Here is a 13,923-nt window from a genome sequence, read left to right on the forward strand (position 1 = left end):
AAGTGTAATGGATACAGCCAGTAAAATGATGCCGGCGAATACTTTTTGTATTGCGAATTTAGATAAGGATTCAACGAAAGTGATTAAGGCTTTCAATCGCAGCAAAGTGATTCTTGCAGAGGGACTTGTCGTTGCGAATCAAGATTCGTACTGTGCTCTTGTTACCGAAAATGCGCAAGGGCCGCTGATAATAGATAATAATATGACACACTTTCTTACCAAAGATATGGATGCCACACCCTATGTTGGAGAGTGCTCTTTTTTGGGTGTTCCAATCAAATCGGAAGATGGAAAAATCTATGGTTCTCTTTGCGCCTTTGATCATGAAATGTATCAATACCAGCAGAATGATGTAGAATTATTACTTTCATTGTCGACTTTTTTCTCCACACTTTTAGAGTTGGAAACAAACATTCAGAACCTGAAAGAGGCTGAGATTAAAGCATCTAAGCTAATGACAGAAAAATCAAATCTCTTGGCGGTACTTAGCCATGAAATTCGTACACCAATGAACGGTGTATTAGGTATGGCAGACTTGCTTCATTCTACAGAATTGTCATTAGAGCAAGCCAATTATGTAGATATTATAAAAAAGAGCGGCAGCAGTCTTCTTTCGATGATGGATCAAATATTGGACTATTCGAAAATAGAGGCAGGAACAATGGAACTGGAGTACAACCCGTTTAGTATCCGTGAGGACGTAAATCATGTGATGCAATTGTTCGCAGCTGAAACATTGAGTAAGGGCCTTAGATTATACGCAGAGTTTGATTCGGGGGCAGATACCATTGTTATGGGCGATAGCAATAAAATCAAGCAGGTACTTTCCAATTTGATCGGAAACGCGCTTAAATTCTCTCAACAGGGCTATATTTCCATTAACGTTCAAATGAGTCTATCCCAAGGAGAGACGGTCGATTTGATCGTTAAAGTGAAAGATACAGGCGTAGGCATACCAGAGAATGAGAAGGAGCACTTATTCAGGGCTTTCTCTCAAATTCACGAAAAAGATACGCCTGGAAAATACGCTGGTGCTGGTTTGGGTTTATCGATCTGCAGGCAGCTGGTTGAGCTTATGGGTGGAGACATATGGCTTGTGGAATCAAGTGAGAGTGGCAGCCAATTTGCATTCCGAGTGAAATTAAAGAAATATTTAATGTCCTAAAGAAACATTCGCTTAAGCGCCGCTATCTTACAAAGATCGCTGCGCTTATTCGTTCTTGTTCCTAAGAAATATACCGGTTTCTATTTCCGCCAAAAAGTTGAACAGTCTGCCTTATCCAAAATATTGAACTCGATCATTCTCTCAAGTAAGGAGAAATCAACCGGACTATCCCACTTGATACGTACCAATTCTTTGGTATGATCATAGCCAGCCTTCACAATATCATCAGAAAAATGATTAATCCCTGCTCTTTCAGGGGCAACGGCCAAATGATGTTTGGCTACGCTAAAGCCAATAATAAATGTGTCGTGATCGGTAAACATGGGCTGATTCCACGCGATTTTCGGCATTAAATTTGGAAATTTCCGAGTTACCCAGCCCAAAACTTCTTCCGTTCGGTCCCGATGCTGCGGGTTATCGATACGCTCTAAAAATTCTATAAAAACTTCCATGTTATTCCCTCCTAAAATATTAATTATGTCATTCAGAGAAGTTCCTCAAACCCATTCGTCGTTAAATCCACGTTAGCGGAAGTACATTATTTCAAAATTTTCAATCTCATTTTATCTTGATTATAAAGTTTAAAAGCCCCTCTGGTCAAAATTCTAACCATAAACACCACTTCCCCGGAAGTGGTGTTTATGGTTTTGTTGGATAAGTATTTAAGCGAATGCAATTCGCAAACTCAATTACGAATATAACTCCGTCTTTTTAAATAAGCATACATAAGCAATACATCTGGCAAGCGCATTCAAAAAAACGGCTTGCAGTCCGACTAGCAGCAACTAATTGAGGAGGGAAAAAAGTGATAGCGAGCAAAAGGAAATTCATCCTAATGACAGCAGTGATCATTTGTGTTTCATTGTTATTCGGTTGTACGAGCAATACGGGAAATAATGAAACGGCGACGAACGAACCCAGCAATACGAAGACCGAGGATGGGAATGCCGAGACGACAAAGAAAACGATCACGATAACGTATAGAGATGATGGAATTGGCGAGGAAGGATCGTTTTATAAATGGATTAAGGAAGTATCAGCCAGTTATCCGAACAAAAATGTGGAAATCAAACCAACGCCTATTCAAGCGTCCGAAGGCGATTATTTTGCCAAAATTGCATTGGCACTGAAGTCCAAAGATACGGCGCCTGATATTGTAACGGAAGACACGTTTATTTTGAATTCGGATGCAAGCGCAGGATTTCTGGAGCCCTTGGATGAGAGATTAAAAGGTTGGGAAGATTGGACCAATGGTTCCTTTATTGAAGCGATGAAAAAGGGCGTTACAGCGAGCGACGGCAAAGTTTATGGCGTTCCCTACAACACCGATTCAAGAGGTCTGTGGTATAACAAGGAAATCTTCAAAAAAGCAGGTTTGCCTGAGGATTGGCAGCCGAAATCATGGGATGACATCCTAAGTACTGCGAGAACGATCAAAGAAAAAGCAGGTGAGGATGTTGTACCCATCTGGATGAACCTAGGCAAGGCGACAGGAGAAGCAACATCGATGCAAACCTACGAAATGCTGCTCTATGGAACGGGAGATCGATTATACGATAACGACACCGGCAAATGGATCATTAAGAGTCAGGGCATTTTGGATGCGCTAAGCTTCATTGAGACGATTAACAAGGAGAAGCTTGGACCGCCGCTGTCTAAAGTATTGAATGGCCAGGCAGGAAACACTTCTTCGCGGGAATATTTGCCTCAAGGCAAGCTTGCCATTTCATTAGACGGCTCTTGGATCACAGGCAACTATTTTGAAGGCGGCGCTTCGCCTTGGCCGGAATATAAGGATGTTCTAGGCTTTGCCCCGATGCCGACAAGCAAAGGCCAGGCGCCAGGATCAATTACACTGGCAGGAGGTTGGGCGTTATCTATCCCTAGCAATGCTCAGCATAAGGATGAGGCTTGGGACTTCATCCAATACGCATTAAACAAAGAGAATACCCAAAAGCTCGTTATTGCTCAAGGTAACATTACGGTTCGGGCCGATGTGGCAAAGGACCCTGAGTATACAAAAATGCCGTTTAATGAAATCGCGACGGAGTATTTGCAAAATGCGGAGTTCAGGCCAGCGCAGGATAAATATCCTGAAGTGTCCACTCAAATCCAAACGATGGTTGAATCCGTGACTACAGGCACGTCACCTGAGGATGCACTGAAAAAGTACTCGCAGGATGTAACAAGAATTGCCGGCAAAGAAAATGTAATAGAAAAATAAAATAGAAAAGCTTGCTTGCTCAAGCAGATCCCAACAAGCGGATTTGCTTGAGCAGCCGCTTTTTTTTGATTTTCAGCATGCGGGAGGAGAACGATGCATGAGCAGTTTGACGGGAAATGTTCTCTATAAGAAAAGAAAATCATATGCATGGCTTTATTTTTTGCTTCCATCCATAGCGATCATGCTCGTTTTTTTTATTTATCCGATTTTGTTGACCTTCTTTTATTCCTTCACGAATTTGGCATTGACCGGAGAAGCGGCCAAGGAGCTGAAATTTGTAGGGATCGACAACTATACTCGCATGTTTGAAGACCCGACAGTCAGAGTCAGCATATGGAATACGCTAGTTTTCTTGATAGGATCCGCTGTTATCGGTCAGCAAGTGCTGGGATTTCTGATCGCGCTTCTCATGAAGCATAAAAATAAGATGTTTAGGCGCGTCGTGGGCACGATTGTGCTTGCAGGCTGGGTAACCCCTGAAATTGTATGTGCATTATGCCTATACAGCTTTTTCGGAGATGAAGGTACGCTCAATGCCATAATTACATCCATTGGCCTTCCTGAAGTCCTTTGGCTGTACACCGTTCCTATGGTCACCATCATAATTGCAAACATTTGGCACGGCACGGCTTTCTCTATGCTTGTGTTCCAAGCAGCGCTGGATGATGTGCCGACGGAGATTGAAGAAGCGGCCGTTGTAGACGGGGCATCAGGTTGGCAGATTTTAACGAAAATTACGATTCCATATATTAAAGATACGATCACAACGAATATGATGCTCGTAACGCTGCAGACGCTTGGGGTGTTTGGACTGATCTATGCGATGACCGGCGGAGGACCAGGAACTTCGACCACGACCTTGCCTATCTTTATGTATAACCAAGCCTTTGTTAATTATCAGCTCGGCTATGGCACCGCAATATCCTTATTGCTGCTGTTCATCGGTATTATTCTTAGCTTGTTCTATATCCGCTCGATGAAAGAGTAAATGTACAAGGAGACTTCGTATGAATGCGAAACATCGTAAACTGATTTATCGAGTCCTGCCGTATACGATTCTTACTTTGCTCGGAATTTGTTTCTTGCTTCCTCTTCTATGGGTATTCGTGGCATCCATTGACCCCAACGCGATGCAATCGCTTAAGTTACCGAATCAAATAACGGGCAGCAATTATGTTGATGTGATTACCAATCGTGTCAATCAGCGCGCATATGTCATTGGCCTGATCATGTCAGTTGGCCAAGCTATACTCGTCGTTATATTAGCCTTGCTCGCTGCCTATCCTTTGTCTCGGTATCAAATGAAATATAAGAAATCATTTATGCTGACGATTTTATTTATGACTTCTTTGCCGATTACAGCTGTAATGGTACCCGTGTATCAACTGTTTTTAAGCCTGAAATTGTATGATAATATTTTTGGGGTCATATTATTTTATGTCGCCTCCTCGATGCCATATGGCATTTGGATGCTGAAAAACTTCATGGATTCGGTGCCGAATGACTTGGAAGAAGCCGCTTGGGTCGACGGGGCGTCCGTCTTCGTCGGCATCCGCAAGGTTGTTGCGCCATTAATGGTTCCGGGCATTTGTACGGTAGCGATTTTCACATTTTCCGGAAGCTGGGGCAACTTCTTTGTTCCGTATATATTATTGCAGACACCTGAAAATTTTCCGGCTTCATTGAAGCTGTATCAGTTTTTCGGGCAATACGGTATGGTGGAATATGGCAAACTTGCAGCGTTTTCCGTGCTGTATGCGGTTCCTTCGGTCGTGATGTATATCCTCTCTCAGCAGTTTATGTCCAAAGGTTTTGGACTGCAAGGCGGGACGAAAGGGTAATGATATTAGTGGTTTGAACTCTATCCTATTCATTGAACATGCCTGTTCAGGGCATGTTTTTTTGTAACCTCCGCTAATCCCCATTACTGTTAAGAATCTTTAAAATCCCAAGTAATTCCCAGTCTATCACCTGTTAAAAATTTCATGTCTATTGTACAATAATGACTAATTAATGGACGATTGTGATAGATTAAAAGTGCCTATTATTACAATGGCAGAAAGGTGACTTCTCTTGAGCATAACTCGGGATTTCTTGCTGCAGTTCTCATTAGTTATTGTGCCTTTCGGCATTTATCTGGCTTATTTATTTGGTCATATACGGATAAAAAAACACATTCGCATTTTTTTGACGGCCCTATGGGGAATTTCGATTATATTATGCATCTCATTTCCGGTGAGTTACGGTTACAATATGAACCATGACTTCAGAATCGTCCCCTTACTGATAGGGACTCTGTACGGGGGGCGGATAACCGGCGTAATCTTAGCCGCATTAATTATTCTATATCGTTTATACCTGTATGGAACGAATATAGGCAGTCTCATTACCTTTTTGGCCATCATCATTGGATTTTCTCCCATTTTGTATTTTCAGAAGAAATTCGGAAACTCATCAAAAGGAAACCGCATTAAACTTGCCATTATGCTTGCAGGGTTTTATTGCCTCGTAGGCGCTTCGCTTGTTGGCTTATTCCGAGGAATCTCAGCAGAAAGCATTACAGTGCAGATCGCCCACTTCGGATTGGCTGCAGGTTTTGCCTGGCTAATGGTCGTTTTAATTGAAAACATGGCAGAGATCTATACCATGCGTAAAGAACTGCATAACGCCGAGAGGTTACGGCTTATTGGGGATTTAACTGGCGTATTTGCTCATGAAATTCGTAATCCAATGCAAGTAGCACGGGGGTTTCTCCAATTGCTAGATACACCAGACCTGCCGGCTTCAACTAAGAAGCATTATATTAAGTTGTCTATTGAAGAACTGGACCAAGCAAATGATATCATTCGTGAATTTTTACTATTGGGTAAGCCCTCCACTGAAAATAATGAAGACGTGGACGTGGGTAATCAACTAGAACGAACTGTGAATCTCATTCAAAACTATGCTTTGAGCAAAAATGTCTCTATCGAAACCAAAATCGATGTTGATTGTATGATTAACGGAAATACGCAGAGATTGAACCAATTCTTACTCAATATCATGAAGAACGCGATCGAAGCAATGCCTGACGGCGGAACAATAGTTGCCTCATGTTTTTTTGCAGATGATTCATTTATTGAGATCCGTGTCAAAGATGAAGGTATTGGGATGTTGAGACATGAAGTTGAGCGACTTGGATCTCCCTATTACTCTTTGAAGGAAAGCGGTACAGGGTTGGGTATGATGGTTAGCTTCCAGATCATCGAATCTTTTGCCGGAAAACTCCACGTATTCAGTGAAAAAGATATTGGAACGGAAGTAGTAGCAAGAATTCCAGGCGTAAAACGATCTATGAACAAGCCAGTATGAGCAGTTTAACTGCCCCTTTATACAGCTAATTTTGCGTTCAGTTTTATCTTTGCAGCTCTAGTGATGTTCCCCATTCAATCTTAACAACTGGTTTCGTTTGAACGATCAAAGGTGTTACGTAATTTTCCTTAGCAAAATGCACTTTAAAGCCCTCTATTTTTCCTTCTTTTATGGTTTGGATTTCTGTTACGTTGTCTAAATTTAAATGTATGATTGTTTCTCCATTAACTTCCAATCTAAGTTCGCCGTTTCCGCTCGCAGGATTAACATAAAACTTGATCAATTTATTCTCTCTCATCAGCGAAAACGAAGCACCTGTATAATACCAAGGTATTTCTTCATCCACTATTCGAGCATCACATTCAAACAAGTATTCCAACTCATACAATTCCGGAGTTTTCAATTCGGTCACCACCCGCTTTTATATGAACACGAAATTCGCAAAGCCGCACTGATATGTAGCTGTCCGCTGTTTTCAAGCATCACCGCAAGGTGTATTATAAGGTGTATTATAAGGTGTATTATATCGAATATAAATTCATTTAGCTCGGGATACCTACCTAGCTGCGAGGAGCTGCAAGAGAATGAAGGTTGACCCCCGCGATTCCTTAATTACCCGACAGTCCGATGAAATCGCCGCTTTGCGTTCCCAAATAGAAGAACTTAAGCATATCGAGCGTCGATACCGCCTGTTGACCGAAGTATCGCCGGATTGGATTTCCCTGCACAAGCCGGACGCAAACACTACCATAACTTATTCATCCCCCAGCTGCCGGGCTCTTCTGGGTTATGAACCCGAAGAGATGATCGGACTTAGCGGCATGTCTCTCGTGCATCCCGAAGACCGGGACAGAATCTGGGAATTCTTGTCCGACAAAAGCCAGGAAGGGCGCATCGTGAAAACTCGTTACCTCTGCAAGGACGGCCAATATAAGTGGCTGGAGATTTCCACTCGGTATTTGTTTGACGATCTTGGCAACCTGGAAGAACTGATCGCCATCTCGCGGGACATCACGGATAACATCCAAGCAGACCGGCTTGTCCAGGAAAGCGAGCAGCGATACAAATCTCTGTTCGACCACAACCCGGCCGCCGTATATTCGATGAATCCGGACGGAGATTACCTTACGGCCAATGCCAATCTGGAGAAGATTACCGGCTACACGCTGGAGGAATTGATAGGCATGTACTGGGGTCCGATCGTGCATCCTAAAGATTTGTCTAAAACCCTTTACTATTTTAATCTGGCAAAACAAGGCGAGCCGCAGAGCTATGATCTTACGATCATCCACAAAAACGGCCACCCTGTGGAAATCAATTCCACGAATATTCCGATCATCGTAAACGGCGAAGTCGTCGGCGTGTACGGCATCACGGTTGACATCACGGAACGTCAGCGTTATCTGGAACATATCGAGAATCTCAGCGGCGAAAACAAGCTGATATTGGATTCCGTCTCCGAAGGCATTCTCGGCACCGATTCTCTAGGAAAAGGAATGTTCCTGAACCCCGCCGGCGCAGAAATGCTGGGATATAAACGACATGAGAACGAATATGCAGGCCTCCCCCTGCCGACGGACGATCTTCCGCTGGTTCAGGCTATTCGGGATGGAAGGCCGCATTACAATTCGGAAGCCATATTCTGGCGTAATGACGGCTCCACCTTCTTGGCGGAATATCATGCGGCACCGCTGCGGGATAAAGGCGAACTGAAGGGATCGGTCGTCGTTTTCCGCGACATTACAGGGGAGAAGGAAATCCTACGGGCCAAGGAGTCTGCGGAAAAAGCCGATCGGGCAAAGTCGGAATTCCTGGCCATGATGAGCCATGAGATTCGTACGCCGATGAACGGCATTATCGGAATGACGGAGCTTCTCTCCGAAACGGAGTTGTTGGAAGAGCAGCGCGTATATGCAGATACGATTAAAGAAAGCAGCTATGCCCTTCTCCGGATCCTGAACGAAATCCTGGACTTCAGCCAGATCGAAGCCGGCAAGTTGGATCTGCATATGGAGGAAATTCTTCTGGAGCCGTTGCTTCAAAGTGTTATGGAGCTCTTCTCTCCCCGTGCAATCAGTCAAGGAATCGGTCTATCATTGCGGATGAAGGAGCGCGTCCCGACCTGTCTGATCGGGGACGGTGGCAGACTCCGTCAGATCCTGGTGAATCTTATCGGCAACGCGGTCAAATTCACCGACCAAGGCGAGGTCACCCTCTCTGTGGAGCTGCTGTCGAACCAGCATCCAGGCGAAATCATACTGCAGTTCCATGTAACGGACACCGGCATTGGTATTCCGAAGGATAAGTTTGACCTTCTCTTCCAATCCTTCTCTCAGCTGCACCCCGCCATGAACCGAAAATACGGGGGTACGGGCCTCGGTCTTGCGATTACCAAGAAGCTGGTGGAGCTGATGGGCGGAACAATCGGAGTGGTAAGCCGTGAAAATGGCGGCTCCACCTTCTATTTCACGCTTCCGTTCCGGGCGACGCAGGAAGAACTGAGTCAGGAGCCGTCGTCACCCGCTCCGAAAAATAACGAGACCATAACTGGGTCAGCCGTTCATTCGACGTTGAAATATGGGCCCTTGAAAATCTTGATCGCGGATGACGATGAAGTCAACCGTTTTTTACTGGCCACTTGGATTCGCAGGCTAGGGTATGAGCCCGAGTTGACCCAGGATGGGGACGAAACCGTACGGGCCGTCACACGAGAAGATTTCGATATCGTGTTTATGGATCTGCAGATGCCCGGAATGGACGGGCTGGAAGCCACGGCCGCCATCCGGCAGCTGCAAGGGAAAGCCAAACGTCCGGTTATTGTGGCAGTAACGGCATTGGCCCGAAAGGAAGACCGGGACCTATGCCTGTCTTCCGGCATGGATGATTTCATCAGCAAACCGCTGGGGGCGGATGAAATAGAACGTGTTTTGAAGCATTGGTCGTAATGCTGCCAAGCCGGTTGGCGTTGCGCTGGCAATGTTAAGCAAGCGATTGATAAACCTAACCAAAGATGGCGATCCATTGTTTTTAACACCGAACTACTCGGCCCCCATTTAATTTAATAAAATGAGCAGGCACCTCTGATAAGCTCCCCTTACAGTAACAGGTTTTATTTTTTAACCTGTCTACCGTAGGGGGAGCATATCACTCAGTGCCTGCTCTTTTACGTTTGCTATTCATCTATAATTTCTAGTTAGCGTAATAATCATCATTTCTTTACCCTTGTTTCACCAGGTTTTCCGCCGTGCGGAAAGCCAAGGCAAGAATCGTCAACACCGGGTTAACGCCGCCATTGGTCACGTGCACAGAGCCGTCGCTCACCCAGAGATTATCGTATCCATGTACGCGGCCTAAGGGATCCGTAACGGATGTCGCAGGGTCATTCCCCATACGAAGGGTACCCGCCTGATGCTGACCGGCGCTAAGCCCGCCGCCCGGCCGAGTCCGCCATACCTCGCGCGCTCCGGCGGCCCAAAGCCACTTCTCCGCTTGCTCTGCCATCATGGCTGAAGCCCGAAGAGACTCGGGATGGACACTTCCGGAGAGATGGGCTGCGTGCAGGCCAAATCGGTCTTTTACTGTCCTTGAGAGTTGTACTCTGGATTCGGCGCTCGGGATCTCCTGGATCGGCCCCTGAATTTGGCTGGTGCGCAAGTAACTCTCGCGCATCGTTTCCTTGCCCGCGCTCCCCCATCGCGCCGCATCCGGCGCGAGCGCTCGGTACCAGTGAATAAGCGGCAGCCGGGTGAACTCGTTAGCAAGCAGCCCTCCCCCGATAATCCCGCCTTCGTTACTATGGTCAAAGCGGAAGGTGGCAATACTCACCCCCGGACCAAGACCGTCTTGAACCGGTTCATCGAAGAGGCCGTAAGCACCGGAATAAACATGGCCTTGAAGGTTTCTTCCTACTTGTCCGTTCCGATTGCCTATTCCGTCCGGTTCCGAATCACTTGCCGAGTTGAGAAGGAGGCGTGCGCTTTCGATGGCTCCGGCGGCAACCACAACGTGCCCTGCCCGTACTTGCCTGCGCTGGATTGAGCCTTCCAATTGCTGCACTAGACGTACGCCTGTGGCATGCCTTCCTCCCTCGGTATCAATGCGTTCCACCGTAGTATCGCAGATCAGATCACAGTTACCGGTAGCAATCGCCCTCACTAACATCGTATTGTGCCCGCCATTCTTACTGTTGGTCGGGCAGGCAAATCCGACACACTGGCCGCACCGCCCACAAGCCGGCCGGCCGTCCCGGTCGATGGAGTTGATGAGGAGAGGCACCGGACCCGCTTCCCAGCCCAACTTCTCTGCCGCCCGAGCCAGTCGCTCTGCTTCCAGCGTAAGCGGCAGCGCTGGCATTGGATAAGAGCGCTGCCGCTTCCCGCGTCCAGAGTGGGCATTCCCATCACCGGAGACGCCGACTTCCCACTCGGCCCGCGCGTAATAAGGTTCGAGCTCCTCATAGCGAATCGGCCAATCGCTTAGCGAACTCCCGTCTGGTATCCCATAGCGACTCGCCATACGGAAGTCATCCGGATGAAACCGCCATGCCTGCGCCCCATAGATCCGTGTTCCTCCACCCACCGTCATTGCGTTATTATGATAGTCGCCTTCAATAGGCGATGTGATCCGCTCATCTCCGCCAGGCAATAGAATCGTACGAGGATTACCTTCCAATCCTGGTCCCGTATTATGTCCATACTTGCTAAAACGATGGTTACGCAAATGATCGCTGCCTACCTGACTGTATCGAAGCCAGCTCCCGCGCTCTACGACGAGAACCTGAAGCCCAGATTCGGCCAATACTGCAGCCGCTACCGAGCCTCCAGCCCCAGCTCCTACGATGATGACATCATAATGGTCCCGAAGTTGATTCATGGGTTTTTGCGGTAAATCGGTTTCTGGGGCCGGGGTATGGCTTCCGGATACAGGGCCCGGCCGAAATCCGATCATGTCCCAGGACCTGCCTTCACTATTCCCGCCCGCCTCAGGGCTTCCATAGTAACCTTCGATGACCAGACACAATAAAGTGTCAAAGAAGCGTTTTGACGATACGGGCCAGTCCCGAAAGGAATCCTGCTCGACGTCGTTCAGCAATCTATCTTTCTCATGAGCCGGCAATTCCGAAAATGGTTGGTCATGAAGAGCAAATGCTTCTGTATCCAATGCTCGAAGTCCAGGTTCTATCACATCTGTCCAAGCAGCTGCATCCTGGGCGGCACTGCGTTTCAGATATTCCAGAACTCCACCATCGGTCGCCGACGGCCATGCATCCTCCGGAATCATTCGATCAGCAACCGCTTTCAAAATCAAAGGAACCTCGCTCGGAACATACTTCTGATCGTCAAGCCTCATCGAACTTCCACAACCCAATGACATTCAACAGCAGCATATTGACCCATCCTTATGAACGCCCTCCTTTATTTGTACAAACGGTAGCTTTATATCCATATTATACTTTTCACCGAGTTGTTCAAGTACTTTCCATACCTTGTTCTGCCAAAAAAAACAAACGGGCTCCTTCGTCGTACATGTGAAGGAACCTGTTTGTTTTTATTACGTTATTCGTTTTTCTCGCAACTTAATAAAAAAGAGCAGCTGCCGCAGTATACTGCTCCAATTTTCGTACTAAGCAAGTTGAATAATTCGTTTTTGGAATCCCTCTTAACATTTGCAAATCATCAACATGTTCCCATCCGGATCTTTAAAATTAAACCAATGGCCATTTTCAATAGCTGTAATGAGTTCAACTCCGCGTTCTTTCATAAAATAGTAAGCCTTATCTATATCGTCCGTGTTAAAATGAAAGGCCGGATTTCTAAAGTATGAATCCTCATTGTAAATCTTGCTATCTAAAACAAGATTTAATCCGTTGTTATCCAACGGGATGCAGCAGAGATGGCCTGCGATAATATCAAACGCCGGTTCCAAACCAAGAATGGAGCAATACCATTCCCGTGCTTTTCTAATGTCGCTTACCGGGATAAAAATAGCTCCTGCTTTACTCGAAATCTCGCTCACACTGTTCACTCCTATACTTTATTATCTCGGTGATCTCGGATGGTCACTTCACTCCATCAATCGGTCCAAAATCCTTAATAAAGGATATCACCAAACCAATAATACCATATTCAGGGAATTATACGCCGTAAAATTTTATAAGATTCAGGTCAGCAAAGCCATCTCACGCGTAGAAAGTGAAATGCGAGTCTTATTCATAGATTGCCTTAGGTCTTTCAGTGTACCCTCAAAAAACCTTTATGCCCTCCGAATAGTTGTAGGGGTCGCACAAACTACATACTCATGGAGGTAATAAAATGAAAAAGTCCGTAATTTTGGCTGGTGCAATTTCGCTTAGCCTAATGGCATCCACTGCTTTTGCCGCACCTGGAAATCAAGGCAAAAACGAAACAGTTATTAAAGTAGAAGCAGAAGGTACTACTGTCAGCGGCTCCGTCTATGGCGACGGAAAAAACGCTGGCTCTAAAGGTCTTCAAACTGCGTATGAGAACGTTAAAGACAAACCCGCAGGCGTTCGGATTGCCGAGCTGCTTAAAACAAAATATAACATTGATGTGAATGCGGACACTAGTTTAGCTGCACTGGTTACGACATTGGAGAAGGATGGAGAACTAAAAGCCGCAGCAGAAGTACAAGCCGAAGTGGTCTCGCAGGATCCTGCCAATATTGAAGGATATAAGAAACTTAGCAAGATTAAAGTGAAGCTTGGCGACAAAAAAGTGAAGGTTTATGTAAATGGCAAAACACTAGGTACTGAAGTATCTCCCGTTGTTGAGAGCGGACGCACGCTGGTTCCGTTCCGCGCGATCTCCGAATCGCTGGACGCCGTTGTGGCCTATGATAATGTTTCGAAAACGGTGACCGTTACGCGTGATGGAGTAGTAGTCAAACTGACGCTGGGCAGTAAAATCGCTACGATTAATGGAAAAACCGTTACGCTTGACGTTTCCGGTAAGGTGAAAAGCAACAGAGTTTTAGTACCGCTGCGTTTTCTTAGCGAAGCACTGAACACCAATGTAACATGGGACACAGAAACTTCCAGCGCAATTATTATCGATAAAAACACGGAAGCATGATTATTTAAGCATGTTAACTGATCTTAAAAAACAGCTCTCCATATTCTCATGAATATGGAGAGCTGTTTTGCATTTGTGTTGATCCAATGAAG

At 45.9% G+C, this 13,923-nt stretch carries 11 protein-coding genes; 7 read left to right on the forward strand and 4 right to left on the reverse strand.

Annotation, left to right across the window (positions count from 1 at the left end; genetic code table 11):
- The first annotated feature begins 25 nt into the window (after positions 1–25).
- Positions 26–1,165: an ATP-binding protein gene (locus ACN6MW_RS08875; RefSeq protein WP_419875148.1), complete on the forward strand. Its 1,140-nt coding sequence runs from the start codon at positions 26–28 to the stop codon at positions 1,163–1,165.
- An 80-nt stretch (positions 1,166–1,245) separates the two neighbouring features.
- Here the strand turns inward: ACN6MW_RS08875 and ACN6MW_RS08880 are convergent, their stop codons facing one another.
- Positions 1,246–1,617: an iron chaperone gene (locus ACN6MW_RS08880; RefSeq protein ID WP_419875149.1), complete on the reverse strand. Its 372-nt coding sequence runs from the start codon at positions 1,615–1,617 to the stop codon at positions 1,246–1,248.
- Positions 1,618–1,970: 353 nt separating this feature from the next.
- On the opposite strand from ACN6MW_RS08880, the gene ACN6MW_RS08885 reads away from it, so the two are divergent.
- The 4 genes from ACN6MW_RS08885 (at position 1,971) to ACN6MW_RS08900 (ending at position 6,740) form a co-directional block, all read left to right on the forward strand.
- Positions 1,971–3,389, forward strand: coding sequence for an ABC transporter substrate-binding protein (locus tag ACN6MW_RS08885; protein WP_419875150.1), 1,419 nt, complete (start codon positions 1,971–1,973; stop codon positions 3,387–3,389).
- A 97-nt stretch (positions 3,390–3,486) separates the two neighbouring features.
- Positions 3,487–4,377, forward strand: a complete 891-nt coding sequence (locus ACN6MW_RS08890; RefSeq protein ID WP_364145454.1) for a carbohydrate ABC transporter permease — start codon at positions 3,487–3,489, stop codon at positions 4,375–4,377.
- A 19-nt stretch (positions 4,378–4,396) separates the two neighbouring features.
- Positions 4,397–5,230 carry a carbohydrate ABC transporter permease gene (locus tag ACN6MW_RS08895; RefSeq protein WP_419875151.1) on the forward strand — a complete coding sequence of 278 codons (834 nt, stop codon included), beginning with the start codon at positions 4,397–4,399 and terminating at the stop codon, positions 5,228–5,230.
- Positions 5,231–5,462: 232 nt separating this feature from the next.
- Positions 5,463–6,740 carry an ATP-binding protein gene (locus ACN6MW_RS08900; protein WP_419875152.1) on the forward strand — a complete coding sequence of 426 codons (1,278 nt, stop codon included), beginning with the start codon at positions 5,463–5,465 and terminating at the stop codon, positions 6,738–6,740.
- Between the two features lie 43 nt (positions 6,741–6,783).
- Here ACN6MW_RS08900 and ACN6MW_RS08905 read toward each other — a convergent pair whose 3' ends face one another.
- Complete coding sequence (locus ACN6MW_RS08905; protein WP_419875153.1) at positions 6,784–7,143, reverse strand: hypothetical protein; 360 nt, start codon at positions 7,141–7,143, stop codon at positions 6,784–6,786.
- Between the two features lie 181 nt (positions 7,144–7,324).
- Between ACN6MW_RS08905 and ACN6MW_RS08910 the strand changes: the two genes are divergently transcribed.
- Positions 7,325–9,685, forward strand: a complete 2,361-nt coding sequence (locus tag ACN6MW_RS08910; RefSeq protein WP_419875154.1) for a PAS domain S-box protein — start codon at positions 7,325–7,327, stop codon at positions 9,683–9,685.
- Between the two features lie 271 nt (positions 9,686–9,956).
- Here ACN6MW_RS08910 and ACN6MW_RS08915 read toward each other — a convergent pair whose 3' ends face one another.
- Positions 9,957–12,089 carry a GMC family oxidoreductase gene (locus ACN6MW_RS08915; protein WP_419875155.1) on the reverse strand — a complete coding sequence of 711 codons (2,133 nt, stop codon included), beginning with the start codon at positions 12,087–12,089 and terminating at the stop codon, positions 9,957–9,959.
- A gap of 309 nt (positions 12,090–12,398) precedes the next feature.
- Complete coding sequence (locus ACN6MW_RS08920; protein WP_419875156.1) at positions 12,399–12,755, reverse strand: VOC family protein; 357 nt, start codon at positions 12,753–12,755, stop codon at positions 12,399–12,401.
- Between the two features lie 296 nt (positions 12,756–13,051).
- Here ACN6MW_RS08920 and ACN6MW_RS08925 point away from each other — a divergent pair, with 296 nt between their 5' ends.
- Positions 13,052–13,831: a stalk domain-containing protein gene (locus tag ACN6MW_RS08925; RefSeq protein ID WP_419875157.1), complete on the forward strand. Its 780-nt coding sequence runs from the start codon at positions 13,052–13,054 to the stop codon at positions 13,829–13,831.
- Positions 13,832–13,923 lie beyond the last annotated feature (92 nt).

Origin of the sequence: Pristimantibacillus sp. PTI5 (genome assembly GCF_048572955.1) — a bacterium.
GTDB lineage: Bacteria > Bacillota > Bacilli > Paenibacillales > Paenibacillaceae > Pristimantibacillus.